The 25,560-nt window shown below is 66.7% G+C and carries 31 protein-coding genes, 1 tRNA gene and 1 riboswitch; of the genes, 15 read left to right on the top strand and 17 right to left on the bottom strand.

Annotated elements, in window-relative coordinates; genetic code table 11:
* Positions 1-106: 106 nt before the first annotated feature.
* Together ACVOK1_RS07645 and ACVOK1_RS07640 are read right to left on the bottom strand one after the other, a co-directional pair.
* Entirely contained in the window at positions 107-874 is a 768-nt protein-coding gene (locus ACVOK1_RS07645; protein WP_481561643.1) for a sulfurtransferase, read from the bottom strand.
* Between the two features lie 289 nt (positions 875-1,163).
* Positions 1,164-1,529, bottom strand: a complete 366-nt coding sequence (locus ACVOK1_RS07640) for a DUF6164 family protein (RefSeq protein ID WP_108768450.1) — start codon at positions 1,527-1,529, stop codon at positions 1,164-1,166.
* 70 nt (positions 1,530-1,599) lie between these two features.
* Here ACVOK1_RS07640 and ACVOK1_RS07635 point away from each other — a divergent pair, with 70 nt between their 5' ends.
* Positions 1,600-2,034, top strand: a complete 435-nt coding sequence (locus tag ACVOK1_RS07635; RefSeq protein ID WP_108768449.1) for an FKBP-type peptidyl-prolyl cis-trans isomerase — start codon at positions 1,600-1,602, stop codon at positions 2,032-2,034.
* Positions 2,021-3,268 (top strand): TIGR03862 family flavoprotein, encoded by a 1,248-nt coding sequence (locus ACVOK1_RS07630; protein ID WP_481561642.1) that lies wholly within the window; start codon positions 2,021-2,023, stop codon positions 3,266-3,268. The genes ACVOK1_RS07635 and ACVOK1_RS07630 overlap by 14 nt, the downstream gene beginning before the upstream one ends.
* 115 nt (positions 3,269-3,383) lie before the next feature.
* Here the strand turns inward: ACVOK1_RS07630 and ACVOK1_RS07625 are convergent, their stop codons facing one another.
* The 5 genes from ACVOK1_RS07625 to ACVOK1_RS07605 all read right to left on the bottom strand — a co-directional run bounded on the left by ACVOK1_RS07625 (position 3,384) and on the right by ACVOK1_RS07605 (position 8,532).
* Positions 3,384-3,845 (bottom strand): GNAT family N-acetyltransferase, encoded by a 462-nt coding sequence (locus tag ACVOK1_RS07625; protein WP_481561641.1) that lies wholly within the window; start codon positions 3,843-3,845, stop codon positions 3,384-3,386.
* An 83-nt stretch (positions 3,846-3,928) separates the two neighbouring features.
* Positions 3,929-5,551 carry an FMN-binding glutamate synthase family protein gene (locus tag ACVOK1_RS07620; RefSeq protein ID WP_108768446.1) on the bottom strand — a complete coding sequence of 541 codons (1,623 nt, stop codon included), beginning with the start codon at positions 5,549-5,551 and terminating at the stop codon, positions 3,929-3,931.
* A gap of 43 nt (positions 5,552-5,594) precedes the next feature.
* Positions 5,595-6,881, bottom strand: coding sequence for a nucleotide sugar dehydrogenase (locus tag ACVOK1_RS07615; protein ID WP_481561640.1), 1,287 nt, complete (start codon positions 6,879-6,881; stop codon positions 5,595-5,597).
* 109 nt (positions 6,882-6,990) lie between these two features.
* Positions 6,991-7,437: a BLUF domain-containing protein gene (locus ACVOK1_RS07610; protein WP_481561639.1), complete on the bottom strand. Its 447-nt coding sequence runs from the start codon at positions 7,435-7,437 to the stop codon at positions 6,991-6,993.
* A gap of 66 nt (positions 7,438-7,503) precedes the next feature.
* Complete coding sequence (locus tag ACVOK1_RS07605; protein WP_481561638.1) at positions 7,504-8,532, bottom strand: TraB/GumN family protein; 1,029 nt, start codon at positions 8,530-8,532, stop codon at positions 7,504-7,506.
* Positions 8,533-8,647: 115 nt separating this feature from the next.
* Here ACVOK1_RS07605 and ACVOK1_RS07600 point away from each other — a divergent pair.
* Positions 8,648-8,734, top strand: a tRNA-Leu gene (locus ACVOK1_RS07600).
* Positions 8,735-8,749: 15 nt separating this feature from the next.
* Here the strand turns inward: ACVOK1_RS07600 and hemN are convergent.
* The gene (hemN, locus tag ACVOK1_RS07595; protein ID WP_406232068.1) at positions 8,750-10,159 is read right to left on the bottom strand and encodes an oxygen-independent coproporphyrinogen III oxidase; all 1,410 of its coding nucleotides are present in this window, start codon (positions 10,157-10,159) and stop codon (positions 8,750-8,752) included.
* 44 nt (positions 10,160-10,203) lie between these two features.
* Positions 10,204-10,644 carry a group III truncated hemoglobin gene (locus tag ACVOK1_RS07590; RefSeq protein WP_481561637.1) on the bottom strand — a complete coding sequence of 147 codons (441 nt, stop codon included), beginning with the start codon at positions 10,642-10,644 and terminating at the stop codon, positions 10,204-10,206.
* A gap of 181 nt (positions 10,645-10,825) precedes the next feature.
* Here ACVOK1_RS07590 and ACVOK1_RS07585 point away from each other — a divergent pair, with 181 nt between their 5' ends.
* Both ACVOK1_RS07585 and ACVOK1_RS07580 read left to right on the top strand, forming a co-directional pair.
* Positions 10,826-11,113 carry a hypothetical protein gene (locus ACVOK1_RS07585; RefSeq protein ID WP_481561636.1) on the top strand — a complete coding sequence of 96 codons (288 nt, stop codon included), beginning with the start codon at positions 10,826-10,828 and terminating at the stop codon, positions 11,111-11,113.
* The gene (locus ACVOK1_RS07580; protein WP_481561635.1) at positions 11,110-12,159 is read left to right on the top strand and encodes a 4Fe-4S dicluster domain-containing protein; all 1,050 of its coding nucleotides are present in this window, start codon (positions 11,110-11,112) and stop codon (positions 12,157-12,159) included. Before ACVOK1_RS07585 ends, ACVOK1_RS07580 begins: the two co-directional genes overlap by 4 nt.
* Before the next feature lies 1 nt (position 12,160).
* On the opposite strand, the gene ACVOK1_RS07575 is transcribed toward ACVOK1_RS07580, so the two are convergent.
* Positions 12,161-12,400, bottom strand: a complete 240-nt coding sequence (locus ACVOK1_RS07575) for a hypothetical protein (RefSeq protein WP_116862951.1) — start codon at positions 12,398-12,400, stop codon at positions 12,161-12,163.
* A gap of 339 nt (positions 12,401-12,739) precedes the next feature.
* Positions 12,740-12,949 carry a helix-turn-helix domain-containing protein gene (locus ACVOK1_RS07570; protein WP_481561634.1) on the bottom strand — a complete coding sequence of 70 codons (210 nt, stop codon included), beginning with the start codon at positions 12,947-12,949 and terminating at the stop codon, positions 12,740-12,742.
* Positions 12,950-13,027: 78 nt separating this feature from the next.
* Here ACVOK1_RS07570 and ACVOK1_RS07565 point away from each other — a divergent pair, with 78 nt between their 5' ends.
* Positions 13,028-13,468, top strand: coding sequence for a helix-turn-helix domain-containing protein (locus tag ACVOK1_RS07565; RefSeq protein ID WP_234456129.1), 441 nt, complete (start codon positions 13,028-13,030; stop codon positions 13,466-13,468).
* Positions 13,469-13,506: 38 nt separating this feature from the next.
* A riboswitch (Fluoride riboswitch) is annotated at positions 13,507-13,570 on the top strand.
* An 82-nt stretch (positions 13,571-13,652) separates the two neighbouring features.
* Positions 13,653-14,045 (top strand): fluoride efflux transporter CrcB, encoded by a 393-nt coding sequence (gene crcB / locus ACVOK1_RS07560; RefSeq protein ID WP_116862948.1) that lies wholly within the window; start codon positions 13,653-13,655, stop codon positions 14,043-14,045.
* 4 nt (positions 14,046-14,049) lie between these two features.
* Here crcB and ACVOK1_RS07555 read toward each other — a convergent pair whose 3' ends face one another.
* Positions 14,050-14,883 (bottom strand): AraC family transcriptional regulator, encoded by an 834-nt coding sequence (locus ACVOK1_RS07555; RefSeq protein ID WP_108768433.1) that lies wholly within the window; start codon positions 14,881-14,883, stop codon positions 14,050-14,052.
* Between the two features lie 135 nt (positions 14,884-15,018).
* On the opposite strand from ACVOK1_RS07555, the gene ACVOK1_RS07550 reads away from it, so the two are divergent.
* From ACVOK1_RS07550 to ACVOK1_RS07540, 3 genes are all read left to right on the top strand, one after another.
* Positions 15,019-15,510, top strand: coding sequence for a DUF6265 family protein (locus ACVOK1_RS07550; protein WP_481561633.1), 492 nt, complete (start codon positions 15,019-15,021; stop codon positions 15,508-15,510).
* A 5-nt stretch (positions 15,511-15,515) separates the two neighbouring features.
* Positions 15,516-16,595: an alpha/beta hydrolase gene (locus ACVOK1_RS07545; protein ID WP_481561632.1), complete on the top strand. Its 1,080-nt coding sequence runs from the start codon at positions 15,516-15,518 to the stop codon at positions 16,593-16,595.
* Positions 16,596-16,657: 62 nt separating this feature from the next.
* Positions 16,658-17,422, top strand: a complete 765-nt coding sequence (locus ACVOK1_RS07540) for a thioesterase family protein (RefSeq protein WP_481561631.1) — start codon at positions 16,658-16,660, stop codon at positions 17,420-17,422.
* 29 nt (positions 17,423-17,451) lie between these two features.
* On the opposite strand, the gene ACVOK1_RS07535 is transcribed toward ACVOK1_RS07540, so the two are convergent.
* Positions 17,452-17,721: a hypothetical protein gene (locus tag ACVOK1_RS07535; RefSeq protein WP_108768429.1), complete on the bottom strand. Its 270-nt coding sequence runs from the start codon at positions 17,719-17,721 to the stop codon at positions 17,452-17,454.
* Positions 17,722-17,877: 156 nt separating this feature from the next.
* Here ACVOK1_RS07535 and ACVOK1_RS07530 point away from each other — a divergent pair, with 156 nt between their 5' ends.
* Genes ACVOK1_RS07530 through ACVOK1_RS07520 form a run of 3 tightly spaced genes read left to right on the top strand, consistent with a single transcriptional unit; the run spans position 17,878 to position 19,519 of the window.
* Positions 17,878-18,345 carry a MarR family winged helix-turn-helix transcriptional regulator gene (locus ACVOK1_RS07530; RefSeq protein WP_481561630.1) on the top strand — a complete coding sequence of 156 codons (468 nt, stop codon included), beginning with the start codon at positions 17,878-17,880 and terminating at the stop codon, positions 18,343-18,345.
* Positions 18,342-19,094 (top strand): class I SAM-dependent methyltransferase, encoded by a 753-nt coding sequence (locus tag ACVOK1_RS07525; RefSeq protein ID WP_481561629.1) that lies wholly within the window; start codon positions 18,342-18,344, stop codon positions 19,092-19,094. Before ACVOK1_RS07530 ends, ACVOK1_RS07525 begins: the two co-directional genes overlap by 4 nt.
* Positions 19,091-19,519: a thioesterase family protein gene (locus ACVOK1_RS07520; protein WP_481561628.1), complete on the top strand. Its 429-nt coding sequence runs from the start codon at positions 19,091-19,093 to the stop codon at positions 19,517-19,519. The genes ACVOK1_RS07525 and ACVOK1_RS07520 overlap by 4 nt, the downstream gene beginning before the upstream one ends.
* A 15-nt stretch (positions 19,520-19,534) precedes the next feature.
* Here ACVOK1_RS07520 and ACVOK1_RS07515 read toward each other — a convergent pair whose 3' ends face one another.
* Both ACVOK1_RS07515 and ACVOK1_RS07510 read right to left on the bottom strand, forming a co-directional pair.
* Positions 19,535-20,443 (bottom strand): ADP-ribosylglycohydrolase family protein, encoded by a 909-nt coding sequence (locus tag ACVOK1_RS07515; RefSeq protein ID WP_481561627.1) that lies wholly within the window; start codon positions 20,441-20,443, stop codon positions 19,535-19,537.
* A gap of 25 nt (positions 20,444-20,468) precedes the next feature.
* Positions 20,469-21,035 (bottom strand): DUF998 domain-containing protein, encoded by a 567-nt coding sequence (locus ACVOK1_RS07510; protein WP_481561626.1) that lies wholly within the window; start codon positions 21,033-21,035, stop codon positions 20,469-20,471.
* A gap of 339 nt (positions 21,036-21,374) precedes the next feature.
* On the opposite strand from ACVOK1_RS07510, the gene ACVOK1_RS07505 reads away from it, so the two are divergent.
* The gene (locus ACVOK1_RS07505; protein ID WP_481561625.1) at positions 21,375-21,857 is read left to right on the top strand and encodes a LexA family protein; all 483 of its coding nucleotides are present in this window, start codon (positions 21,375-21,377) and stop codon (positions 21,855-21,857) included.
* Positions 21,841-23,091 carry a Y-family DNA polymerase gene (locus tag ACVOK1_RS07500; RefSeq protein ID WP_481561624.1) on the top strand — a complete coding sequence of 417 codons (1,251 nt, stop codon included), beginning with the start codon at positions 21,841-21,843 and terminating at the stop codon, positions 23,089-23,091. Before ACVOK1_RS07505 ends, ACVOK1_RS07500 begins: the two co-directional genes overlap by 17 nt.
* Before the next feature lie 449 nt (positions 23,092-23,540).
* Here the strand turns inward: ACVOK1_RS07500 and ACVOK1_RS07495 are convergent, their stop codons facing one another.
* The gene (locus tag ACVOK1_RS07495) at positions 23,541-24,290 is read right to left on the bottom strand and encodes a hypothetical protein (RefSeq protein WP_481561623.1); all 750 of its coding nucleotides are present in this window, start codon (positions 24,288-24,290) and stop codon (positions 23,541-23,543) included.
* Between the two features lie 377 nt (positions 24,291-24,667).
* Positions 24,668-25,459, bottom strand: a complete 792-nt coding sequence (locus ACVOK1_RS07490) for a DNA adenine methylase (protein ID WP_481561622.1) — start codon at positions 25,457-25,459, stop codon at positions 24,668-24,670.
* Positions 25,460-25,560: the final 101 nt, after the last annotated feature.

Here is a 25,560-nt window from a genome sequence, read left to right as displayed (position 1 = left end):
GGGGGGGGGGCCCACCGCGGCCCCGGGGCCCGGGTTCCCGGGGCGGGGGGGCGCGAAGACACCACAGCCCGCCCGCGCGCCGGGGGCCGGCTCTACCAAGCCGTAGTCAGAACGCGCTGGGGCGCGGCTCGGCCAGCGGTTCGTCGACCATTGGCTGCAGCGCCGCATCCAGCGCCACGCGCTCATCGAACACGAAACAGCGGCCTTCGTAGCCCTCGCCGCCCACTTCCTCGAAGTAACCGAGGATGCCGCCGTCGAGCTGCAGCACGTTGTCCATGCCGTCGTTGACCATCCACAGCGCCGCCTTCTCGCAGCGGATGCCACCGGTGCAGAAGCTGACCACGGTGCTGTCCTTCAGCGCCTCGCGGTGCGGCGCCAGGGCCTCGGGCAGGTCGGTGAACTTGTGGATGGGCAGCACCAGCGCGTCCTTGAACGTGCCGTACTCCACTTCCTGCAGGTTGCGCGTGTCGAGCATCACCACCGGCTTGCCGGCATCGTCGTGGCCCTGGCGCAACCAGCGCTGCACGGTGGCCGGGTCCACGGCCGGCGCGCGCGGGTACTCCAGCGGCTGGCCGTCATCGCGGCGGAAGCTGATGATCTCGTCCTTGACCTTGGCCTTCAGGCGCGCGAACGGCTGGTGCTCGCTGAAGCTGGTCTTGACCCGCATGTCGGCAAACCGCGCATCGGCATGCAGGGCGGCGTAGAAGCCCTCGATCGCCTCCGGTGCACCGGCCAGGAACAGGTTCAGGCCCTCGCCCGCCACCAGGATCGTTCCACGCAGCTCCGCGGCCTCGGCACGCGCCAGCAGCTGGTCGCACAGGACCTGGGGGGCGTCGATGACGGCGAAGTGGTAGGCGGCGGTATTGGCGATCATCCCGCCATTTTAGCGCCTCGCGCCCGAACAGGCAGATTCGGGGGTCAGAGCCCTCCGCGCAGCGGAGGGATCCGACCCCGAGCTCGGCAGCGCCGGAATCTGTCAGGGGCGGGGCGGTGTGGGCAGGCGGGGGCGCAGAGCGCCATGGATGGCGCTCTACGAGGCACGCAGGAGCAGCTTTTGCCGTCCCCCGCCTGCCCACACCGCCCCGCCCTCCCACTGAAACCGGGCTTTTGACGTTGCCGTTGCCCTTGACCTTGCCGGCCAGCGGCCGGCACTACCGCGGGGCTCAGCCCCGCAACAGCACGAACGGCAGCAGCACCAGCGCCGCCGCCACCACCATCCCCAGCAGCACCAGCACCACGAACACCGGCCGCCGCCGCAGCAGGCTGCCGAACGTCTCGGCCGTGCCCTCGCGCAGCGCCTGCTCGCGCTCGGCACGCACGCGCACCCCGCGCGCCGCCTGGTACTCGGCCATCAGCGCCTTCGCCCGCGGCTGGTCGGCATCCTCGCTCAGCCACAGGCCGCCGTTGGAAATGCCCCACGGGCTGGGTTCGGTGCGGTACCAGGCGATGCCGTGCTGGTCCAGCAGCGTGCAGACATCGGCGTATTCGTCGTCACCGACATTGCGGAGATTGAGCAGGAGTTTGGCCATGCGACCATGATACCCGGCACCGATGCGCTACCCTTGCCGCCCCCGACACCACCCATCCCGGAGACGCCCGATGCGCCGCCTGCTGCTACCCCTGCTGCTGTCCCTTGTCGCCGCCGGCTGTGCCCGCGAACCGGCCGGCCCGCCCCCGGGTGGCACCCTGACCACCTTCGAGCGCATCGACACCCAGGTCGGCACCGGCGCCGAAGCCGTCCCCGGCCAGAAGGTCTCCGTGCACTACACCGGCTGGATCTACGACCAGCGCACCGAAAGCAAGCACGGCAAGACCTTCGACAGCTCGGTCGGCCGCGGCGAACCCTTCACCTTCACGCTCGGCGCCGGCCAGGTCATCCGTGGCTGGGATGAGGGCGTGGCCGGCATGAAGGTGGGCGGCAAGCGCACCCTGATGATCCCGCCGGCCTATGGCTATGGCGACCGCGGCATCGGCCCGATCCCGGCCGGTTCCTCGCTGGTGTTCGATGTCGAGCTGCTCGATGTCAAACCGTAATGCCGCTGCACCGCGCCGGGTCGCCGTCATCGGCGGCGGACCGGCCGGCCTGTTCGCCGCCGAGCGCCTGCGCGCGGCCGGTCTGGACGTGGACCTGTACGAGGCCAAGGGCTCGCCCGGCCGCAAGTTCCTGATCGCCGGCAAGGGTGGGCTCAACCTGACCCATTCCGACCCGCGCCCGCTGTTCGACAGCCGCTACCGCGAACAGGCCGATGCCGTCGGCCAGTGGCTGGATGGCTTCGACGCCCAGGCGCTGCGCGACTGGGCCGCCGGCTTCGGCGTGGAGACCTATGTGGGCAGCTCCGGCCGCGTGTTTCCGGTCGACCGCAAGGCCGCGCCGCTGCTGCGTGGCTGGGTGCGCCGGCTGAAGGAACAGGGCGTGCGCCTGCATGCCAACCATCGCTGGACCGGATGGACCGAGAACGGCGCGCTGTGCTTCAGCACCGAAGACGGCCCAGTCGAAGTGCAGGCGGATGCCACCGTGCTGGCCCTGGGCGGCGGCAGCTGGCCGCAGCTGGGCAGCGATGGCGCCTGGGTCGCGCCGCTACAGGCGCGCGGCGTGGACATCGCCCCGCTGCAATCAGCCAACTGCGGCTTCGACGTGGACTGGACGCCGTTCTTCGCACAGCGCAATGCCGGCGCACCACTGAAGCCAGTGATCGCGCACTGGATCGACCTGCACGGCCAGCCGCACTCGCTGCAGGGCGAATGCGTGGCCAGCGAGTACGGCATCGAAGGCAGCCTGGTCTACGCGCTGGCCGCCGATCTGCGCGAGACCCTCAACCGCGATGGCCACGCCCCCCTGTGGCTGGACCTGGTGCCGGGCCGCGATGAAGCGCGCCTGCTCGCCGACCTGTCGCGCCCGCGCAAGGGCCGCAGCTTTGGCGAACACCTGCGCCGCCAGGCGGGATTGGACACGGTGAAGACCGCGCTGGTGTTCGAGATCCTGGGCAAGGACGCCGGCAACGACCTGACTGCCGTGGTCGCGACGCTCAAGCGCCTGCCGCTGCGCCTGCTGCGCCCGCGGCCGATGGCCGAAGTGATCAGCACCGCCGGTGGCGTGCGCCTGCAGGCGCTGGATGACGGCCTGATGGTGCGCGCCCTGCCCGGCGTGTTCTGCGCCGGCGAGATGCTGGACTGGGAAGCGCCGACCGGCGGCTACCTGCTGACCGCGTGCTATGCGAGCGGATTGCGCGCGGCCGAGGGTGTCATCGCGTGGCTGGCGGAGCGCTGACCGCAGTGTTGTAGAGCCGAGCCCATGCTCGGCTGCTCCGCTTCTGTAGAGTCGAGCCATGCTCGACTGCTCTGCTTCTGTAGAGTCGAGCCATGCTCGACTGCATGGCTCGGCTCTACAAATTGCGGTGCATGCGCACCGAGGCCAGGGCCACGCCACTGGGGTGCGGGTAGGCCTCCTCCGCTCCTGCGATGAAACCCTGCCGCTGGTAGAACGGCACGGCATTGAGCGAGGCCGACAACACCACCTCACGCGCCGGATCGGCCAGTGCCAGCAGGCGCTGCATCAGGGCCTGGCCGATGCCCTGCCCGCCCTTGTCAGGATCGACGAACAGCGCATCGACCTCGTTGCCGGCGGCATCGAACACACCAAAGCCCAGCAGGGTGCCCTGCCCGTCCTCGGCCACCACGCAACCGCCCTGCGCCAAGAGGCGTTCGTACTGTGCCGGTGGCGGCGAGGCCGACCACGGCGCGATCACCTCGGGCGGGTAATGGCTGCTGCAGGTTTCGCGTACGCAGCGCGTTCGCAGGGCCCACAGCGTGGCCACGTCATCGGTCGTGCCGGTCCTGAACTGCATGATGCCTCCCCGTAGAGTCGAGCTTGCTCGACTGCTCTTGTAGATCGAAAAGCAGTCGAGCGTGGCTCGACTCTACAACAGGGTTACCGCGATTTGCTCGCGCGCAACGCCTGGATGCGCGGCGGCGGCTGGAACGAATCGCTGCGGGCTTCGGCCCAGAACGAGTGGAACACTGCGTGGTCCGGCACCTTGTGCAGCAGCTCGCCCGGTTCGAGGTAGCGGTACAGCGAGGCCAGCGAACGGATCTCGACCGGCGAAACACGACGCAGGATGTGCTCGGGCCCCAGCTCGGCCGGGTCATTGAGACCGGCCGCGCACAGCAGTTCCTTCAGCGCATGCAGGGTGTGCTCGTGGTAGCTGTGCACGCGCGTGGCCTTGTCCGGTGCGTCCAGATGCTTCCAGCGCGCCGGGTTCTGGGTGGCAATGCCGGTCGGGCACTTGTCGGTATGGCAGCTCAGCGACTGGATGCAGCCGAGCGCGAACATGAAGCCGCGGCCGGCGTTGCACCAGTCCGCGCCGAGCGCGATGGTGCGGGCGATCTCGAAGGCGCTGGTGATCTTGCCAGCTGCACCGATACGGATGCGCTCGCGCAGGTCCAGGCCGACCAGGGTGTTGTGCACCAGCAGCAGCGCCTCGTGCATCGGCACGCCCACATGGTCGACGAACTCGGCCGGCGCCGCGCCGGTGCCACCTTCGGCGCCATCGACCACGATGAAATCGGGCAGCAGGCCGGTTTCCTGCATGGCCTTGGCAATGCCGAACCATTCCCACGGGTGGCCGATGGCCAGCTTGAAGCCCACCGGCTTGCCACCGGACAGCTCCCGCAGGCGGGCGACGAACTGCAGCAGTTCCACCGGCGTGGAGAACGCCGAATGGCGCGAGGGCGACACGCAGTCCACGCCCATCGGCACGCCGCGGGTGGCGGAGATCTCGGCAGTCACCTTCGGCGCCGGCAGCACGCCACCGTGTCCCGGCTTGGCCCCCTGTGACAGCTTGATCTCGATCATCTTGACCTGATCGTGGGTGGCATTGGCGATGAAGCGCTCCTCGCTGAAACCACCCTTCTCGTCACGGCAGCCGAAGTAGCCCGAGCCGATTTCCCAGACCAGGTCACCGCCCATCTCGCGGTGATACGGCGAAATCGAGCCCTCGCCGGTGTCGTGGTAGAAGCCGCCGCGACGCGCGCCGTCGTTCAGTGCGCGGATCGCGTTGGCCGACAGCGAACCGAAGCTCATCGCCGAGATGTTGAACACGCTGGCCGAATAGGGCTTGGCGCAGGTAGGGCCGATCAGCACGCGGAAATCATGCGCGGCGATGGTGGTCGGTGCCAGCGAGTGGTTGATCCACTCGTAGTCCACCGCGTAGGTGCTGCGCAGGGTGCCGAAGGGCACCGTGTCCATCTCGTTCTTGGCGCGCTGGTAGATCAGCGCACGCTGCTGGCGCGAGAACGGCACATCCTCCAGGTCGCTCTGCACGAAGTACTGGCGGATTTCCGGGCCGATGGATTCCAGCCCGTAGCGGAAGTGCGCCATCACCGGATAGTTGCGGCGCAGGGTGCTGCGCTTCTGCAGCAGGTCCCAGGTGCCCAGTGCCACCATCGCGGCGGTCAGGCCGACGCCCCAGTACCAGGCCGGCCAGATCGTGGCCAACCACAGGCACAGGGGAAACAGCAGGATGGCGAGCAGGTAGACGATATACCGGTGCATGGCGTTCCTCGGTTGCAACCGCCACAGTCTACCGTGCGGGTGTCTACAGGCGGTCGTCGACCACGCTGCGCGGCCAGGCCGACTTCACGTCGTAGACCAGCCCGCCCGGCGCCAGCAGGGCACGGATGCGGTCTTCATCCAGCGCCTTGAAGCTGGCATGGGCGACTGCCAGCACCACCGCGTCGTAGTGCCCGGCCTGCGGCTCGGCCACCCAGTGCACGCTGGCATCAGCGAGGGCCGCCGGCCCCACCCACGGGTCGCTCACCTGCACCTGTGCGCCGGCCGACTGCAGGCGCTGTGCCAGTTCCAGCGCGCGGCTGTTGCGCAGGTCGGGGCAGTCCTCCTTGAACGTCACGCCCAGCACCAGGATGCGCGACTGCGCAGCCGCACGACCGCGCTCGGCCAGCATCGCCAGCACGCGCGTGGCGACGTGTTCGCCAACACGGTTGTTGACCTGCCGCGCGGTGTGGATCAGGTCCGGGTGGAAGCCCACGCTCTCGGACTTGTGCAGCAGGTAATAGGGATCCACGCCGATGCAATGGCCGCCGACCAGGCCGGGCCGGAACGGCAGGAAATTCCATTTGCTGCCCGCAGCGTCCAGCACCTCCTGGGTGTCGATGCCGAGCCGGTCGAAGATCAGCGCCAGCTCGTTGACCAGCGCGATGTTGACGTCACGCTGGATGTTCTCCACCACCTTGGCCGCTTCGGCCACGCGCATCGACGGCGCCGGGAAGGTGCCCGCGGCGATGATGCGCTGGTACAGGCCGTCGACCACCGCCGCGACCGCCGGGGTCGACCCGGAGGTGATCTTGCGGATGTCGGCCAGGCGCCGCTGGCGATCCCCCGGACTGACCCGTTCGGGGCTGTAGCCGCAGTAGAAATCCTCGTTGAAGCGCAGTCCCGAGCCCTCTTCCAGCAGCGGCACGCAGACTTCTTCAGTGGTGCCCGGGTAGACCGTGGACTCGTAGATGACCAGGTCGCCGGCGCGCAGATGGCTGGCCACCAGACGCGTGGCCGAGCGCAGCGGCTCAAGGTCCGGCTGCTCGTAGGCATCGATCGGCGTGGGCACGGTGACGATGTAGACGTTGCAGGCATCCAGCTGCGCAGGGTCGCTGCTGTAGCGCAGCTGCACGGCCGCGGCCAGCTCCTCCGGCTCCATCTCCAGGGTGTGGTCCTGGCCGCTGCCCAGTTCGGCGATACGTGCCGCGTCGATGTCGTAACCCAGCGTGGGAACGTGACGGCCGAACGCCACCGCCAGCGGCAGGCCGACGTAGCCCAGCCCGATCACGGCCGGCAGCGGTTGCTGCGCGGCGCCGATGGGCGCGCTCATGGGCGATGCCCCGTGGGCAGCGACAGGGTCTGGGTCATCCGGGTGTCCGCGGTGAAGGCAAGCATGCCCGCAAGGTTAACCGCCCCGGCGGCGACAGGCCACGCCGGGCTCAGGAGCCCAGGCTGACCGCGGCCGGTTCCAGTTCACCGTGGCCGCCGGTCCAGGCCTCCAGCAGCAATGCAAAACCGTGGTTGCTTGAGGGCAGCGCGTTGTCGAAGCCCGGCCACGGCGCGGCCACGATGCGGTCCAGCGTGGCCGCATCGATCATGCGGTTGGCCATGGTCCAGCGCGGGAACCAGCGCGACTGCAGGGCGCCCGCGGCCAGTTCGCTGACGCTGCCGTGGCGGCGTGCATTGAGGATGCGCGCATGCACCGATGCCACGCCATCGCGCGGCCCTTCGATGTACTGCAGGAAGCGGCTGCCATCGAACATCAGTACACCGGTGACGCCGGCCATGCGGTTGAAGGTGGTCGCGTCGGCCAGCAGCGCATCGAGATCGGGCACGTCCAGCCCTTCCCTGGCCGTACTGACATAGGCAAACGCATGCAACGCCATCTCCACCACTCCCCTTCCCCTGATACGGGGAAATATGACAGGAAGCACGGGGACTTCAAGCGTTTGCTATTCCGGTGGCGCCTCGATCACGTAGCCGCGCTGCGTCAGTTCTTCCAGATAGCCTTCGCCCAGCAGCTGGCTGACCGGCACCGTCGCAAACGTGCCGGCATGTTTGGCCAGCGCGGCATCGGCTGCCTGCAACCAGCGCGCGCGTACCTGCTGCGGCAGGTTGCTCCAGCCGCGGCGGCGCACGAACTCCGAGTCCTGCAGCATTTCCCTGCAGCTCTGCGCCATCGTCGAGGAGGAAAGACGCTTCAACGCGGCAACATCGCCCAGCGCCCACGCATTGGCGCGCTCGCGCAGCACCGGCGCCTGGAACTCCACCGTGTCGAGCGTGCGCTCGAAGCAGGCGCGGTCATCCACTTCCGAGGCCTGCAGTTCCTTCAGTGCGCCACGCATGTCATCGATCTTCAGCTTCACCTGCACGTCTTCCGGCTGCAGATCGTGCGCCTTGTAGACGCGCTTCAGTGCGTCCTTGACCTGCTTGCTGTCGCGCAGGCCATTGCGCTTGAGGAAGGCCTGGTACAACCGGCCGGAGGCCACCAGCGGGCGCTCCTTTTCCACGCTGCGGTCGTTGCCGAGGTAGGCCTGCTTCAGGCCCAGCCAGCGCGCATAGGTTGGTGCGGGCAGCAGCTGGTCCAGCGTGCGCCCCTGCGGATCACGCGCGGTCTTCTTCGCCAGCGGCAGCAGGGTCAGCCCCTTGAAGAACCCGATCTTCGCGTCCAATCCAAAGCCCGGGTCGCCCAGCACATGATCGACACCGGCGATGGTGCGTTCGACTTCGTCCGACCGCCATTCCACCCGCGCCGGCAGCGGCGATACCGTACCGAGGATCCACAGCACATGGCCCTGCGGGCCGGTCACTTTCCACAGGCCGGGACCCGGCTGTTCACCGGTGACCTGCACGGTGTCCAGATCGACCACCGCGTCCGGCCCGGCGGGCGGTGGTGCCGGCTGCGCCGACACGGCCCCTGCGGCCAGCCACATGGCCAGCACCAGCCCACACTGCATCCACTGCCTGCCACGTCCGTGCATGTCGCCATTCCCGGGAGAGTGGGCGGACTGTAACCAGCGCCGCAACCGGCTGCGTAAAAGCCGCGTTATCCGCCGGCGCGGGCAGCGATTCCGTTACAATCGGCGCGCGCTGCAGGCCCGGATGGCGAAACTGGTAGACGCATCGGACTTAAAATCCGCCGGGGGCAACCCCATGCCGGTTCGATTCCGGCTCCGGGCACCATGCGCGCAACAGGCCTCAGATCGCCCGCGAATACCGCGGTTGTTCCTGCGCAACGCGCAGATACGGATCGAAGCACATCGCCAGCAGCCGCAGCAGCGGCCGCCCCGGCTCACTGGCGCGCACCACCCCATCGCGGTACTCGGCCAGGCCATCACGCTGCAGCCGCTGCACGGCCTGCAGATCCTGCGCGAAGTACTCCTCGAAGCGCACCCCATGGCGCTGGCCCAGGGCATGCCCATCCACCTCGCCCTGGCACATCAGCTGCTGGATCAGCTCGGCGCGCAGCTGGTCATCCTCGCTGAGCGCGACGCCGCGCCAGACCGGCAGCTGGCCCTGGTCCACCGCGGCCTCCCATGACGGAAGATCGCGCGGGTTCTGACTGTAGGTCGCGCCCACGTGGCTGATCGCACTGACCCCCAGGCCCAGCAGGTCGGTGTCGGCGTGGGTGGTGTAGCCCATGAAGTTGCGGTGCAGCTGGCCGGCACGCTGCGCGCGCGACAGATCCTCCTCGGGCAGCGCGAAATGGTCCATGCCGATGTACTGGTAGCCCGCTGCAGAGAGGCGTTCGACCGCCAGCCCAAGCAGAGCCAGCTTGTCTTCCGGTGAAGGCAGCCGGCTCTCGTCGATCTGCCGCTGTGCGCGGAACAGGTGCGGCAGATGCGCGTAGCCATACACCGCCAGGCGATCCGGGCGCAGCGCCAGCACCAGCTCCAGGGTGCGCCCGAAGCCCTCCAGGCTCTGCCCGGGCAGGCCGTAGATCAGGTCGACGTTGACCGAGCGCATGCCGCTGTCACGGCAGGCCCGCAGGATGTCCAGCGTCTGCCGCACGCCCTGCACGCGGTTGATCGATTCCTGAACCTGCGGGTCGAAATCCTGCACGCCGAGGCTGGCGCGATTGAAGCCCAGGCGCGCCAGCATCGCCACGTCACCGGCATCGATGAAACGCGGATCCAGCTCGATGGAGAAATCGCGCTGTGACGAGTCACTGAAATCGAAACGGCGACGCAGCCCTTCCACCAGCGTGGTCATGGCCTCGGCATCGAGGAAATTGGGCGTGCCGCCACCCAGGTGCAGCTGGATTACTTCGCGCCCGTCATCGAACTGCGGTGCCAGCAGGTCCGCCTCGGCCAGCACCCGCGCAACGTAGCTGTGGCCACGGCCGCGATCGCGGGTGATCACCCGGTTGCAGCCGCAGTAGAAGCATGGGCTGGAGCAGAACGGCACGTGCACGTACAGCGACAGCGCGCGCGCCGTCTGGTTGCTGTCGGCGATCGCCTGGCGCAGGGCCGGCGCGTCGAAGCCATCGTGGAAATGCGGCGCGGTCGGATAGGAGGTGTAGCGCGGCCCGGGCCGGTCATGCCGGCGCAGCAGATCAGGGTCGAAGGTCCAGGCCAGGCCACCAGCAGCGGGAGAGAACGTGTCCATGGCGCCAGCATCGCGCCGGCGCGGCGTCCCCGCCTTGACCTTGATCAATCCTGGCCGCGAGCACCCAGCACCGGCAGGCCCACCTGCGGCCAGCGCAGCATCTGGTAGCGGCGCCAGAAGGTCTCGGCGATGCGCTTGGCCACGTCGTCGGCCAGCGCCTGCATCGGCGGGTTGCCGCACTCGGCCGTGGTCCTGTGGAACAGCACCAGCCAGCGGTCGAACAGATCCTTGTCCAGGTCGATGGCCATGTGCTTGGACATCGGCGAACCACTGAAGCGGCGGGTACCGCGCAGCATGGCCGACCAGAAATCGACCAGCTGGTCCAGGTGCGAGGGCCAGTCATGGACATGCCCGTTGAACACCGGCCCCAGCCGCTCCTCCTCGCGCACCCGCGCATAGAAATCGTGGACCAGGCGGGTCACTTCCTCTTCGCTGCACAGCGCCAGCGAGGCGACGGGAAGTTCGGTCGGGGATGGTGCGTTCATCGGGTTACCCAGTACGGATCGGCAGTGTGCCGAAGGCGGCGGCTGCCGCTGTTGATCCAGATCAATGTCGGCGCGGACAGGCCCGCCTAGGCTGACGCGCTTGCAGGACGCATGCCCTGCGGATGCTGCGCCGACCACCGCGAAGTATACGCGCCGCCCTCTTCCTCAGACCTGGGACAGCATGAACACATCGTCTTCCGGCCGCCGCCAGCGGCGGATCCAGCACTGGGGCGCGGTCCTCTGGCCCAGTTTCATCGCCGCCGGCCTGGCCTGCGTGGTGTTCTTCGCCTTCGTCGATCCCCTGCGGCTGCAGGCCATCAGCTTCCCGGGCAGCACAATCAGCCGTGAACTGGGCTACACCGCGGGCTTCTTCATGTTCTGGGCGGTCACTGCGCTGTCCAGTGCAGTAACCGGCTACCTGCTGCGCCCGATCGGCGATGGCGACGACGATGAGCTGCCACTGGGATGAGCTGCGCCCTGCCCTCCCTGCCGCGCCCCTGGCGCTGGCGTGGCGCCCTCAGTGCCACGCTGCTGGCGCTGTTCTACGTGCTGCCCTGGCTGCGCTGGGATGGACGCCAGGCGCTGCTGCTCGACCTCGCCGCACGCCGCTTCGATCTGTTCGGCTGGACGCTGTGGCCAGATGACATCGGCATGCTGCTGGGCCTGCTGGCGGTGCTCGCCGTGGGCCTGGCCCTGCTGACCCACCTCGCCGGCCGGGTCTGGTGCGGCCACGCCTGTCCGCAGACCCTGTGGATGCGCGCCTTCGACGGCATCGCCCGCGTGCTGGCGCAAGGGCTGCCCCCGCGCGCGGCCACGGTCGCGACCCGACTGTGCTGGGTGCTGCTCTCGCTGTGGACCGGCATCACCTTCGTCGGCCTGTTCAGCCCCATCCACGGCCTGCTCGGTCTGCCCGCCGCAAGCGGCTGGAGCGGATGGAAAGTGTTCTGGGTGCTGTTCTATGCCGGGGCCACCTACGGCAATGCCGGCTTCCTGCGCGAACAGGTGTGCCGTTCGCTGTGCCCGTTCGCGCGCCTGCAGCCGCTGCTGACCGATCCTCATACCCCGCGCATGCTGTACGACGCGCGCCGTGGCGAACCCCGTGGCGCACGACCTGCCGCACTGGGCGGCGTGCAGGCGCGCGGCCGTGGCCTGCTCGATCCGGTCACCGCGCAGGACTACGTGTTCCGTGCCGCCCATCCGCTGCTGGCGGGGCCGATGCCCACCTTCAGTGCGGACCGGCTGGGGGATTGCACCGACTGCGCGGCCTGCGTGACGGCCTGCCCGATGCAGCTGGACATCCGCCATGGGCCCCAGGCCGATTGCCTTGCCTGCGGTGCCTGCCTGGAAGCCTGCGCGCAGCAGCAGCACCGCGCCGGATTCGGCCCGGGACTGGTGCGTTACTGCAGCCCGCAGGTGATGGCCGGGCAGGCGCCGCGCTGGTGGCGCACACGCACCACCGTGCTGGCATCCCTGCTGGTGGCCCTGCTGGCGTGCGGCGCCTGGCGCCTGTGCTGATTCAACGCGGGCGGCTGCTGCCGTCCGGCGGCACCAGCTGGGCCCGGCGCACGATACCCAGCTGCTCGATGATGAGCGCCAGATCGTTGGTGACTTCGGTACGCTCGGTCCCCTGCGGAACCAGGCGATCAAGCACCTGCTGGTAGGTGTCCCAGAACGCCGGACCGCATCCGTGTTTGTGATAACTGGCTTCCAGTTCGCGGCGTACCCGTTCAGCCAAGCCATGCATGCCGTATTCCATACGACCTCCGTTGGACTTGTCCTGCATCTTTGACGGTCAACCGATCTACGTGCGTGGTACTGAAAGACTCCCGGCCTTCACAACCGGTTGATGCCAATTAGTCATAATTTTCACGACAGGTCAATTACAGGGTGCGACTTTTGTGATTGAAATTATTAATCGTTCATGATCTGAGCAACTGGGCCGCCCCGCCCGCCGTCGCGCCAAAGCCGACACCCTCGCCCGACACGCATTCCGCCGCGCCCCTGCAGCGCCTGTTTCAATCGAATTCAACTATCGCGATAAGCACGCTTAACAAATCGGGATAACCGCGCTAACCGCGACAGTATCAGTCGTTACTTAGATGGTTTCTACCTGATCGCTCTTTTCCGCAGGAAACAGACTCGGATAGCGCTGCTGCAACATGTAGCGCCGCAGCGGCGGAATCGGAAAGTCGCGGGGCCATTGCGAGACAGCGGATCGGCTGATTCCAAAGAGCCTGGCCAGCTCGGCGTCGGTCTCCAGTCCCAGCCGGTTGCGCACCTGACGCTTGCACCAGATTTCGTCCATTTTCGATCTCTTTCGTCATCAGACTTATTCTGGTGGCAAGGATTCTTTTGAATCCACGCGTTAAGCTGGCTTGCATAGATGAATACTCTTGGACAACGACTCGCCGCCGCCATGAAGGATGCCGGGCACCCCCGCCCGGCCGACCTGGCCCGCGCTGCGCAAAGCACTACCGCCACCGTCAGCAACTGGCTCAACGACAACGTCAAGGCCGACCACGTAAAAGCCGAGCAGCTCTTCCGCATCGCCGATGCTGTGAAGATGGATCCGCGCGAACTGCTGTTCGGTCCGGTCGATGGCGCGGTCGGCGAACGCGGCAGCGCCTATATGTACCTGCCCAGCGAGGCCTATCTGGATGTCTGGGAAACCGCCTATGAGCTGGTGGCCAACATCCTCGACCGGCGCGGGCTTGATGTTGGCTTCCGCCGGCAGGCATCGCTGGGATTGATGGCCAACGATCTGCTGCGCGAAGGCATCAGCCGCAGCAAGGTCGCCCGCGTGGTCGCCACCGCCCTGCCCTGACAGATTTATGCCCAGCGCCGCGTCGCGCTGGTAGCATGGCGCGTGATGGGGATGGGGCTCCCCCGATAACCGCCTGAGATGGCTGATGGCTCCTGTTGTTGACGAACCCGGCGTTCGTCGATGGCAGGCCGTGCCCGCCATTGCATACGCCGTCGATCCTGCTAACCAGCATTCGAGGCAAACGATGCAAGCACTGAACAACTATGTCCTGGTCTTCCTGGGAGGCGGCGCGGGCGCGTGCCTGCGCCATGCCTGCAACCTGCTCGGTGCGCGCGTCGCCGTCGGCAGCCCGTGGCCCTGGTCGACCTTCCTCATCAACATCAGCGGCGCACTGTTGATGGGCGTGGTGGTGGAGGCCTTCGCCCTGCGCAATGGCGCCTCGCCGCAGCTGCGGCTGCTGCTGACCACCGGCATCCTCGGCGGCTATACCACCTTCTCCACCTACTCGCTGGAAATCGGCCTGCTGCTGCAGCGCGGCCAGCACGGGCTGGCGGCGCTGTATGCCGGCGGCTCGGTCGCACTTGGCCTGGCCGGCCTGTTTGGCGGCATGAAGCTGGCCCGGCTCGCGCTGGGCTGACCACTCAGGCGGCGCTGGCGCGATCCTGTTCACGCCACTGCCGTGGCGACTGCCCGGTGTGTGCCTTGAACGCACGCGACAGCGCGGCTTCGCTGCCGTAGCCGACGTCGTCGGCAATCCGCTTCAACGGCCGCCCCTGGCGCAGCGCCTGCTGGGCCAGGCTGACACGCCAGCCCTGCAGGTACTGGCCCGGCGTGGTCCCCATCGCCTCGCGGAAACTGGCGGCGAATACGCTGCGCGACATGCCGGCGGTTTCGGCCAGGTCCTCCAGCGTCCAGGCCTGCGCCGGCGCCTCATGCATGGCCACCAGTGCCAGGCGCAGGCGCGGGTGGCCGAGCCCGGCAAACAGGCCGCCGCGCATCTGCCCACCTTCCATCAACTGCCGCAGCACCTGGATCATCACCACCTCGAACAGGCGATTGACCATGACCGTGCGCCCGCAACGCTGCTCGAACGCTTCCTCGAACAGCAGATCCAGCGCGGCGCTGCCGCCATACAGATCCGTCAGCGGCATGCAGATGAAATCGGGCAACGCCGCGCTGATCGGATTGAGCCGGCCGCCTTCGAAATGCAGGTTGGCGCAGGCCATGTCGGCACCGTGCTGCGGGTCGGTACTGAACCGGTGCGGCATCGGCCGCGGGTACAGCAGCAGGCTGGGCACATCCACCTGCACGGTCTGCTGGCCATGGCTGACCTGCACCGGCCCGCGCCGCACCAGGTGCAGCTGGCCGGCCTCATCCTCGCCCGGCAGGCTATTGATGCCGCACAGCGCGCCGGCATGGAACACCGAGGCGTTGACCGCGAAACGTTCCAGCAGGATGGCAAGGCGGTCGACCATGACGGGACTCCGGGTCAAGCGGGTGGTGGCTGATGCGACTTATCGTATCGAATCCAGCCGTGCCGTGGGCGGCACTGGCCTGCGCGGCGGGCCGGCGCTATACAGGCGCTCATCCGCGCTCGCATGGAGGCAATGATGTCCGACCGTATCGCCCTGGCCCTGGTGACACTGCTGATGGCCGCGACCGCGCACACCGCGCCGACAGCGAAGATCGAACAGCTGGCCTGGCTGGCCGGCTGCTGGCAGCTGGAGGGGCAGCCGGTCGGCGCCGGCGAACAATGGTCCACGTTGGCTGGCGGCACCCTGTTCGGCAGCAGCCGCAGCCTGCACGAGGGCCGCACGGTGGGCTTTGAGTTCATGTCGCTGCGCCAGCACGATGATGGCCGTCTGGTCTTCACCGCCCTGCCCAATGGACGGAATGCCACCGACTTCAGCGCCACGCGGGTCGACGCCAACGAGGCGGTGTTCGAGAACCCGGCCAATGATTTCCCGCAGCGCATTCACTACCGCCGCCTAGACGACAACCACCTGCACGCACGTATTGAAGTGGCACGTGACAACCCCACGCAGGCCATGGACTTCCCGATGCACCGCGTGGCGTGCGGCGGCCCCGGGGTGCACGAATGACTTCGATGCGCGCGCTTCTCTCCTTCGTGTTGGCAATTGGCCTGCTGCGTCCCGCTACCGCACTGCACGCGGCCACACCGCCAGCGCCGCGCGCGCTCAGCGGTGAACTGCAGGGCGCACCCTGGCGGCTGGATGTTCCCGCGCAGTGGAACGGCGAGCTGGTGATGCTGGCCCATGGCTATGAGCCGGTGGGCGTGCCGCGCGAGACACCGATGGCGGCTGCAGACAGCACCCAGGCACTGCTCGATGCCGGTTACGCCGTCGCCCAGAGTGCCTACTCCAGCCAGGGCTGGGCGGTGGCCGATGCGGTGGCCGACATGGAGCGCCTGCGCCAGCACGCGCTGGGCGAACTCACGCACGTGCGCCGCACCTGGATGCTCGGCTTCTCGATGGGCGGCGCGGTCACCGTGGCCAGCCTGGAGCGCCATCCGCAGGGCTATGCCGGTGGCGTCTCGCTGTGCGGCGCCAACCTGCCCGGCGACATGCTGGCTGGGGAGCTGCTGACCACTTTGGTCGCCTTCGACTATTTCTTCCCCAAGTCCGAGGGCCTGCCGGCCGGCGGCCTGCTGTCGAGCGAGGCCGGCGCGCTGCCGCAGATGGCGCTGTACCAGGGCATCGCTGCCGCACTGGCGACTCGTCCGGCACAGGCTGCACAGCTCGCCACGCGCCTGCAGGTCGCACCCGATGCGCTGGCTGGTGCGATCAGCCTGCACGCATTGGTCCTGCACGAACTGGCGAAGCGCGCCGGTGGCATGCCGGCCGGCAACATCGGCATCGTCTACAGCGGCTTCGGTGACGACGCGGCCTTCAACGCGGGCGTGCAACGCGTGCAGGCCAGTGCCGCTGGGCAGACGTACCTGCGCGACCGCCTGGCACTCAACGGCGCGTTGCAGCGGCCACTGGTGATCCAGTTCAACCATGACGATCCGAGCATCGTGCCGCGCATGCAGGAGGTGTATCCGCAGCTGGTGGCACGTGCAGGCAGCGCATCGAAACTGCATGTACTGCCTCCCGTCGGCGAAGGCCATTGCGGTTTCTCCGGCGCGCAGGTTGTGGATGCACTGAAGGCGGCTGCCGCGCACTGAGGCTACGATGGAGGCACGGCGCAGCGCGCGTCGCGCACTTCATTCCACTGCCCTGTGAGCCCATGGCCTTCTTCGAACGACTGAGCGACACCCGCTACCTGCCGACCGCACACGTGGGCGGCGCCTGGAACACCAACGAGCAGCACATCGCCCCGGCGATGGGATTGCTGGCCCACCACCTGGAACGCGACGCCGCGGCGCGAGGGCACGGCTTCCTGATCGGCCGCCTGTCCTACGACATCCTCGGCACCATTCCGATCGAAGCGATGGACGCACACGTGCAGATACTGCGCGGCGGCCGCACCATCGAACTGGTGGAAGCCACCCTCAGCCACCGGGATCGCGCGGCCCTGCGCGTGCGTGCGTGGCTGATGCGCCCGAACGATACCGCGGCGATTGCCGGCACGCCGCTGGCGCGCATCGCAGCTGCCGACACGATGCCCGAATGGGACCCGGCGACGGTGTGGCCGGGCGGCTTCATCGAGAACGTGCAGATCCGCCGCGATGACCACGGCCCCGGCCGTGCGACCTACTGGGCACGCGCGAAGCAGCCGCTGCTGGACGGCGAGACGGTAAGCCCGCTGGCCCGCGCCGCCACCCTGTTCGACCTGTCCAACGGCATGGCCGTACGCGCCGATCCAAAGGACATCGCGTTCCCCAACCTGGACCTGACCGTGCACCTGTTCGGCACGCCGCAGGGCGACTGGCTGGGCTTCGACACCTCGGTGTCGTTCGGCAGCGAAGGCATCGGCCTGACCAGCACGGTGCTGCATGACGAACGTGGCCCGATCGGCAGCATCGGGCAGGTGCTGACCGTGCGCCCCTGAGCGCAGCCGCGCAGATGCAGCGGGCGGCGTCAGCCGCCCAGCGTGCCCATGGTGAAGGTGTAGCCCGAGCGCATCAGGAAATCGCGCATGCGCAGTTCAGCGCGACGCGGTGATGGCAGATCGGAGGGCCCATACAGGGCGTAGACCACGCCCGAGCCTTCGATGCTCTCACGGCGCACGCCGCAATGGCGCGTTTCGGCCGCGATCACCCAGCCGTCCTTCAATTGATCCGGCCCGATCGACTGACCGTTCTTGAGCCGGAATGTCAGCCAGCGCACATCCGCAGTGGATCTGCTCATCGCTGGCCTGCCGCGTGCTGCATGCGGTCTTGCATGTCCCTGCGTGCCATTGCTGCTCCCGAATACCGAAGCTCGACCATACCCCCTTCTCATGTCGTCCCGGTTTGAGATTGGTGACGCTTGCACATGCATTAGCGCTAATGCATATTGCCTCTTATGAAACGAACTGCCGGACTGGGCGAACTGCTCCGCTACACCGCCGAACTCGTAGACCAGGGGGCCGAAACGGTCTACCGGGACATGGGCCTGGACTACCGCGCGCGCTACACCCCGGTGATGCGCGCCATTGCCGGTGGCGCCCGCACCGTAGGCGAGATCACCGACGCCAGCCGCCTCACCCAGGGTGCGATCAGCCAGACCGTCGGCCTGATGATCCAGCAGGGCCTGCTCGAACGCCTGCCGATGGCCGAGGACGCACGCAAGAGCGCGCTGGCTTTCACCGCCGACGGTCGCGCACTGCTGCGCCGGCTGGAGCCGCACTGGTCGCTGGTATTCGAGGCGATCGGCACGCTGGAGGCGGAGATCGGCCATCCCCTGCTGGACGTATTGGAGGCCACGGCATCGGCACTGGAACACAAAGGCTTCGCCGCGCGCCTGACCGAAGTGCGAGGACTGCATCGATGAGTACCGCCACTCCCACCAACTGGTTCGACGCAGGCGGCAGCGCCTACGCCGCACATCGCCCCGACTACCCGCCTGCCCTGGCCGACTTCCTGGCGCAGGCCTGCAGCACGCACGCGCTGGCCGTGGACGTAGGTTGCGGCACCGGCCAGCTCACCCGCCTGCTGGCCCCGCACTTCGATGCGGTCGTGGGCCTGGACTCCAGCGCCGACCAGCTGCACAACGCCGCCCCTGCGGCGGGCGTCAGCTACCAGCAGGCCCCTGCCGAACACCTGCCCGTGGCACCCGGCAGCGCCAACCTCATCACCGTTGCCCAGGCCGCGCACTGGTTCGACCTGCCGGCGTTCTACGCGCAGGTGCGCCAGGTGGCGGCTCCAGGGGCGATCGTCGCACTCATCAGCTACGCCACGCCCCGGTTGGAGCCCGACCTGCAGCTGCGCTTCGCCCGCTTCTACGCCGATGACCTCGGCGCGTACTGGCCGGCCGAACGCCGCCAGGTCGACAGTGGCTATGCGGAACTGGAGTTTCCCTTCGCCGAGTTCGACTACCCGCCCCTGGCCATCGAACGCAACTGGACCCTCGCCGATACCCTCGGCTACTTCGGGACCTGGTCGGCGGTGCGACGCGCGCGCGAAGCCGGACAGCAACCGATGCTGCAGGCCTACACGGAAGCATTGGCCGCGCAGTGGGGCGACCCGCTGCAGCGCCGAGCGATCTTCTGGCCCATCAACATGCGGATTGGACGGCTATGACGACGATTGTTTCCCTGCAGCCAGGCGTGCGCTTCGAGGCGTCCCAGGTGGTCTCGGCGCATCAACTGGTACCGAACGTGGCGCCGGACTGGCCCGGCTTCCTCGGCATGCCACCGGTGTTCGCCACGGCGATGATGATCGGCTTCATCGAACAGACCTGCATCCAGGCCCTGGCCCCGTATCTCGACGCCGGGCAGGCAACGGTCGGTACGCACGTCGATGTCAGCCATGTCGCGGCCACGCCGCAAGGCATGCGGGTGAGCGCGCAGGTGGAGCTGGTCGCCATTGAAGGGCGCACCCTGCTGTTCAAGGTGCGCTGCGAGGACGAAGGCGGATTGATCGGTGAAGGCCTGCACCGTCGCGCGATCATCGACAGCGCGCGCTTCCTGCAGAAGCTTGCAACGAAGACCCCGCTGCCAGGCTGAAGCCTCCGCAGGCAGCTACGCGTGCGCGGCCTGGTTGCGCTGGTAAAGCGCATCGGCCAGCACCTGGATTTCCGCGCGCATCGCCAGCACCTGCAGCCAGTGCGCGGGGATGCCGGCCGCACCATGGAAGGCACCGGCCAACTGGCCGAGCACCGCCGCGGTGGTATCGGCATCGTCGCCCAGGTTGGCCGCTTCCAGCACCGCAGCGGCGAAGGTGTCGTGCCGGTGGAAGCACCAGAGCGCCGCCTCCAGGCTGTCCACCACATAGCCACTGCCGCGGATCTGCTCTCGGCTTGCCTGCTGATACTGCCCAGCGGCGATCTGCTGCAGGCGTTCGCCCTGCACCGGGATGTCGCGCAGATCCAGCACGGCCTGCTTCGGCTGCCCGTCCAGCGCACGCTCGATCGCGGCCGCCAGCAAGCGGCATGCATCCAGGCACTCGCGTGCGGCATGGGTCGTGCGCGAACTCAGCTCGGCCATTGCCGGCAGTTCCGGCGTTCCTGCATAGCGCAGCACCACCGGCGCCAGGCGCATGATCGAGCCATTGCCGGCACTGCGCGGGTCCTCATTGCCCGACAGCGGCTGCCCGCTGAGCAGGAACTGGTCGATGGCAGCGCGCGTGGCCATGCCGATGTCGAAGCACTCACCGGTCGCGCTCCAGTAACCGTTGCGATACCAGTTGGCATAGCGGGTCATCTGGTCGCGCGTATCGAATTCATCGCAACGCACCAGGCTTTCGGCCAGGCACATCGCCATCGAGGTGTCGTCGGTCCACTGCCCCAGCTTCAGATTGAACGGGCCACCGCCGACCATGTCGGTGAGCGGGGTGAAGCTGCCGCGCGGCTTGAATTCCACCGTGGTGCCGACGGCATCGCCGCAGGCCAGTCCCAGCAGTGCGCCGCGGAAGTTGTCGATCTGGTTCATGCCTTGAGTGTAACCAGACACACCATCAGCTGCTGCCGGACAGCCGTCGCAGTTCCAGTGCGGCGAACGTGTACCAGCCAAATGCCGGCAACAGCGCGATGCGCTGGGTCAGCCCGTGCCAGGGCTGCGGATCGAAGCCCGACAGCATCAACCAGAGATAGGCCATGCCCAGCAGCGAAGCGGCGCGTGCCACCCAGGCGATGCGCCTGGAGGCATCGGCACCGAGCTCAACCAGGAACAACAGCGGCGTCAGGATGGAAAAGATGCCGATAGAGTACATGCCATGCAGCGGACTGCCGGTGGTGAACACCCCGTTGCTGAGCATGGCCACGCCGAACAGCATGGAGGTGAGCGCGGTGAGTGCGAAGCGGCGGCCCCAGCCCAGCAACGCAAGACTGAAGACGATGATGGCCGCGCCATTGACCGCGATGCAGGCCGTCAACATGTTTGCCGGCAGGCCCGGCATCAGTCCCATCTCGCTGAGGTGCTGCGAGAGCGAGCTGTAGCCGGGCACGGTGAAGCCGAATGCGATTGCGGCGAACATCGCGCCGAGGGGAAGGTAGATTGCCTCCCGGATTGCCAACGCGCGCACTGCCTGCCCCTCTTCCCGAGTGTGACGGCGGACGTTAGCAGGGGTGCTTGTTGGAGAGGAGTGCGGTTTGGCAGGGGGCCGCGCAAAGAAAAAGCCCTGACCGGAGTCAGGGCTTTTCAATTGGAGGCCTCAAGCGGAATCGAACCGCTGTAAACGGATTTGCAATCCTACGCATATCCTTACTTTTCCGTGACTTAGATCGCATTGGCACCCGATAAGCCATCCGATTGGAAAGCAGTTCACCTTCGCGAAGGTTCCTTGCCTGTCCGCTAGTTAGTATTTGTACTAACATCCGCGCCGTCGCGGCGGGTGAGACCCGCCAATCTCAGAGTACGCGCCATGCAGTCCCTTCCCTACCCCACCACCCTTGCCCTGGCTCTCGGTCCGGCGATGATCGACGGCCCCGTGCAGTTCGTGCCAATGGCCGCAGTACGCGCGCGGCTGGGCTTCCCGTCGCCGGCCGACGACTTCATGGATGAAGCGATCGATCTGCACCGCCTGCTGGTGCGCAACCCGGCCGCCACGTTCTTGTACCGGGCCGATGGCTGGTCCATGAGCGGCGTCGGCATCAGTGATGGGGACATCCTGGTGGTGGACCGTTCAGTCACGCCGCTAGCCGGTGACCTGGTCATTGCCATATGGGATGGCAACCAGCCCACCTGCAAGGTGCTGCAGCTGTTCGAGAGTCACATGGAGCTGCATTCGGCCAACCCAGACTTCCCGCCCATCGTCCTGGAACAGCCCACTGAGGTCGAGGTGTTCGCCGTTGTGGGCGTGGTCCGCCAGATGAGGCGCCGAGGCCCCTATGTTCGGGCTCGTTGACGGGAACAACTTCTACGCCAGCTGCGAACGCGTGTTTCAGCCGGCGCTACGCGGCGTGCCGCTCGTGGTGCTGAGCAATAACGATGGCTGCGCAATCGCGCGCTCGGCCGAGGCCAAGGCCATGGGCATCAAGATGGGCCAGCCGGCCCATGAGCTGAAGCACCTTGTGCGTCGCCATGGCCTGCAGATGCGTTCGGCCAACTTCGGTCTTTACGGCGACATGAGCGCCCGCGTAGTGACCATCCTGCGAGAAGCCGCACCCCGGGTGGAGGTCTACAGCATCGATGAGAGCTTCATCGATCTGGAGGGCGTGCGGGACCGCGAGCGGTTCGCCCGGGATCTGCGGCAGCGCGTGCACCGATGGACCGGCATACCCAACTGCATCGGCATAGGGCCGACGAAGACGCTGGCCAAGCTGGCCAACAAGGTGGCCAAGAGCGCCGACGGCGTGATCGACCTCGGGGACGCGGCCTACCGAAACTCGGTGCTGCAGATGTTCCCCGTCGGGGATCTGTGGGGTGTTGGTCGCCGACTGGCGCCGCGGCTGGAAGCCATGGGCATCAGCACCGCAGCCGCTCTGCGCGATGCACCGGCGGACGACATCCTGGCCACCTTCGGGGTAACGCTCGCGCGTACCCAGCGCGAGCTGCAGGGGCACCCCTGCATGGAGCTGGAAGAGGTGGAGCCGGACCGGCAGCAGATCATGGTCAGCCGTTCGTTCGCTGACCGAGTCGAGGACCACGAAGCCGTAGCCCAGGCGCTGGCCACCTTCGCCGTGCGCGCCTGCGAGAAGCTGCGTGCCCGGGGCCTGGTCACCGCCGGCGTGTGGGTGTTCGCCCATTCCGACGTGTTCCGGCCGGAGTTGCGGCAGCACAACGCCAGTAGGACCGTGGGACTGCCCGCGTCGACCGCAGACACCACCGTGGTGCTGGGTGTCGTGCGCAAGCTGCTGCGCGGCCTGCTTCGCGACGGGATCGGGTACAAGAAGGCCGGGGTGGCGCTGCTCGACCTGGCCCGGCCGGATGAGCTGCAGGAAGATCTATTCGGGCCGACGGTGGTCGGCAACGAGAGGCTGATGGCCACCATGGATCGGATCAACCAGAAGTTCGGGCGCGGCACGGCGGGCCTTGGCGCATCAGGTTGGCAGGCGCGGCCAGCGTGGGGCATGAGGCAGCACATGGTCTCGCCGAACTACACCACTTCCGTTCAGGAAATACCCATAGCGCGCTGCTGAGTTGGAGAGGTACAAGCACGCAGGGACCGGGCTGGCCGGTGCGAGGTTCTATAGCGACGGCATCGCCCCTCCCGGTTAAGGGAGGGGCTTTCAGTTTCCGCAGCGGTCAGCCGAGTGTTACTTTCGGCGGACCAAGAACGCAAACGGCTTTCCATCCTTACGGAAAACCGGCTTCCCGGTGATGTAGTGCCTGAACGACATGCAGAACACCCATGTGTAGCCAGGTGGAGCGACGAATGGTTCCATCGTCGTAATTTCCTTCAACTGAGATTGAAGGCAATAGTTGCCTGAAGCCGGCAATCCAGATATCGTTTCGCCGTCCCCGCTAGGACGCTTCAGGTGACAGAGGGGTGCCTTACCACCTTGTCATTTGTTAAAAAATCGTTGCAACCGAGGGCGATGGCTTGCCGGCCATCGCCCTTTTTTGCTTTGTGGATGCTGGCCTACCGCTATGCAAATTGATCGGCCGAAGATCCACTTCCGTTTGGGTACTTCTTCCACCTCGCAACATAGATTCCAAACATCTGGCTGAGCATTTCCCAATCATCAGCATCCATGTCGTCAGGCACAATTACGGAAACACTCGGCTTGCCAGGGATCGGTATCTCAAACCTGTGGGTGTTGGGACGCTGAGCGTCCGTGACAGCCGCAGGTAGTGCGACAGCAGGCTCCGGGGTTGGATCGACCCGCTTTTCTTTCTTCGCCTTCGAGACACCAGACGAAAGTTTGGGCGGCTTTACGTTGTGCGAGACCTTAATTCCGGCTTCCTTTGCTGCTGACAGAAAGAAGCTTATTGCCTTTACAACTGTGCTGCCCTGGACGCCTTGCTGACGGAACAAATCAGAGACCTGTCCAGTACTAGCGCGCTCAATGTCGAAGTCCGGCGCCTTAAGTAAAAATGCGTAGGCATCCTCAAGGATCTTCCTAAGCACCGCCGGGCGCTCGGCATCTTCGGCCATCACGTACTGTTCAAACAGAGCCGTAGGCTTCACAGGCTTGTCGCCTGCCGCCAAGCCAAGAAATTTGAGCGCAGTCATCGTCTCAGATTTGCCAGATCCAGACAGGCTGCCCATCAACGTCCTATCGATCTGCATAGGGACATGGCCCCCATCACGAATCGAGTTCGCGAAGCTCACCAGCGTCTTGAAAGAGCCGTATGCGGGTGAAACACCTTTCGTCGGGTCGAGTTGTTCAGCCATGCCTGCCTCCGAATCATGGGGAGATCCTACTTGCGCCTTTTACGAAAATCAACCACCCGTGATAAACAAATCTCGATTCGTGAGATTTTTAGATTTTTACCTTTTATTTCAATTGGTTAGATTTTTTTGAATCTGTTTTGGACAAATTTTTGTAGGCGGTTCGTAACGCCGCAGCTATTGAGCAAGGCGACGTGGACACTTGTCGCAGCCGTTTTGAAGGGCTGCCTCAGACCTGTTTTCCTGCGGGGCCACCCCCGTGGCTGTGGCCCTGCACATAGCAAATCAGCTGCCGACAAGTCAGGACACGCGGCGTCGTTGCGGGCGCTGATAACGCACGCAGCAACACCGAGGGGCTGGTGGAGCCTGTCGCCTAAGCCTTACAGCAGGGCTGCCTGCCTATCGTCCCAGCTCTTGATGATCAGCTCACCGAACTTGCGCCCCCGGCCCTGCCCGCCGCCAATCGTGTAATCGAGCTGCAGCGGCACCAGGTCGAACCCAGCGAACACCTCGCGGATCTGTGGGTGATCGTTGATCGACACGACGAACCGGCCAGCAGCACTGCGCATCAGCTCTGCCATCGCCTCGTACTCGCTGAAGGGGAAGTCGACGCCGTAGCCCTCAGTCTCCCAATACGGCGGGTCCAGATAGAACAGCGTGCCGGGCCGGTCATAGCGTCGCACGCAGTCCTGCCACGGCAGGCACTCGATAATGGTGTTGGCCAGGCGCAGATGCATCGCGCTGAGCTCTTCCTCGATCCGCAGCAGGTTGAGCCGCGGACCTCCCGTGGTCACCACACCGAACGTCTGCCCCTGCACCTTGCCGCCGAATGCCAGCTTCTGCAGGTAGTAGAAGCGAGCCGCCCGCTGGATGTCGGTCAGGGTTTCGGGGCGCTCCATCTGCGCCCACTCGAACATCTGCCGCGACACCAGCGACCAGCGGAACATGCGCACGAATTCGTCCAGGTGATGCCGGACGCAACGGTACAGCCCGACCAGCTCGCCGTTGATGTCGTTGAGTACTTCCGTCGCTGCCGGGTACGGACGCATGAGCAGGGAGGCGGCGCCGCCGGCGAATGCCTCCACATAGCAGTCGTGCTCAGGGAAGTGTGGATACAGGTGCTTCAGGAGTCGGCGCTTGCCGCCCGGCCAGGAAATGATGGGCTTGATCATGGGATCTCAGGTTTTGCGATGGGTGGGGCCGACAATCCCAGCCGCTCTCGAGGGCGACAGGGACGCGGCCAATGCCAGGTGCTGAGATCACCTGTGTTGCG

It is taken from the genome of Stenotrophomonas sp. STEN087 (assembly GCF_056759115.1).
This window is presented reverse-complemented; position numbering and strand designations above follow the sequence as displayed.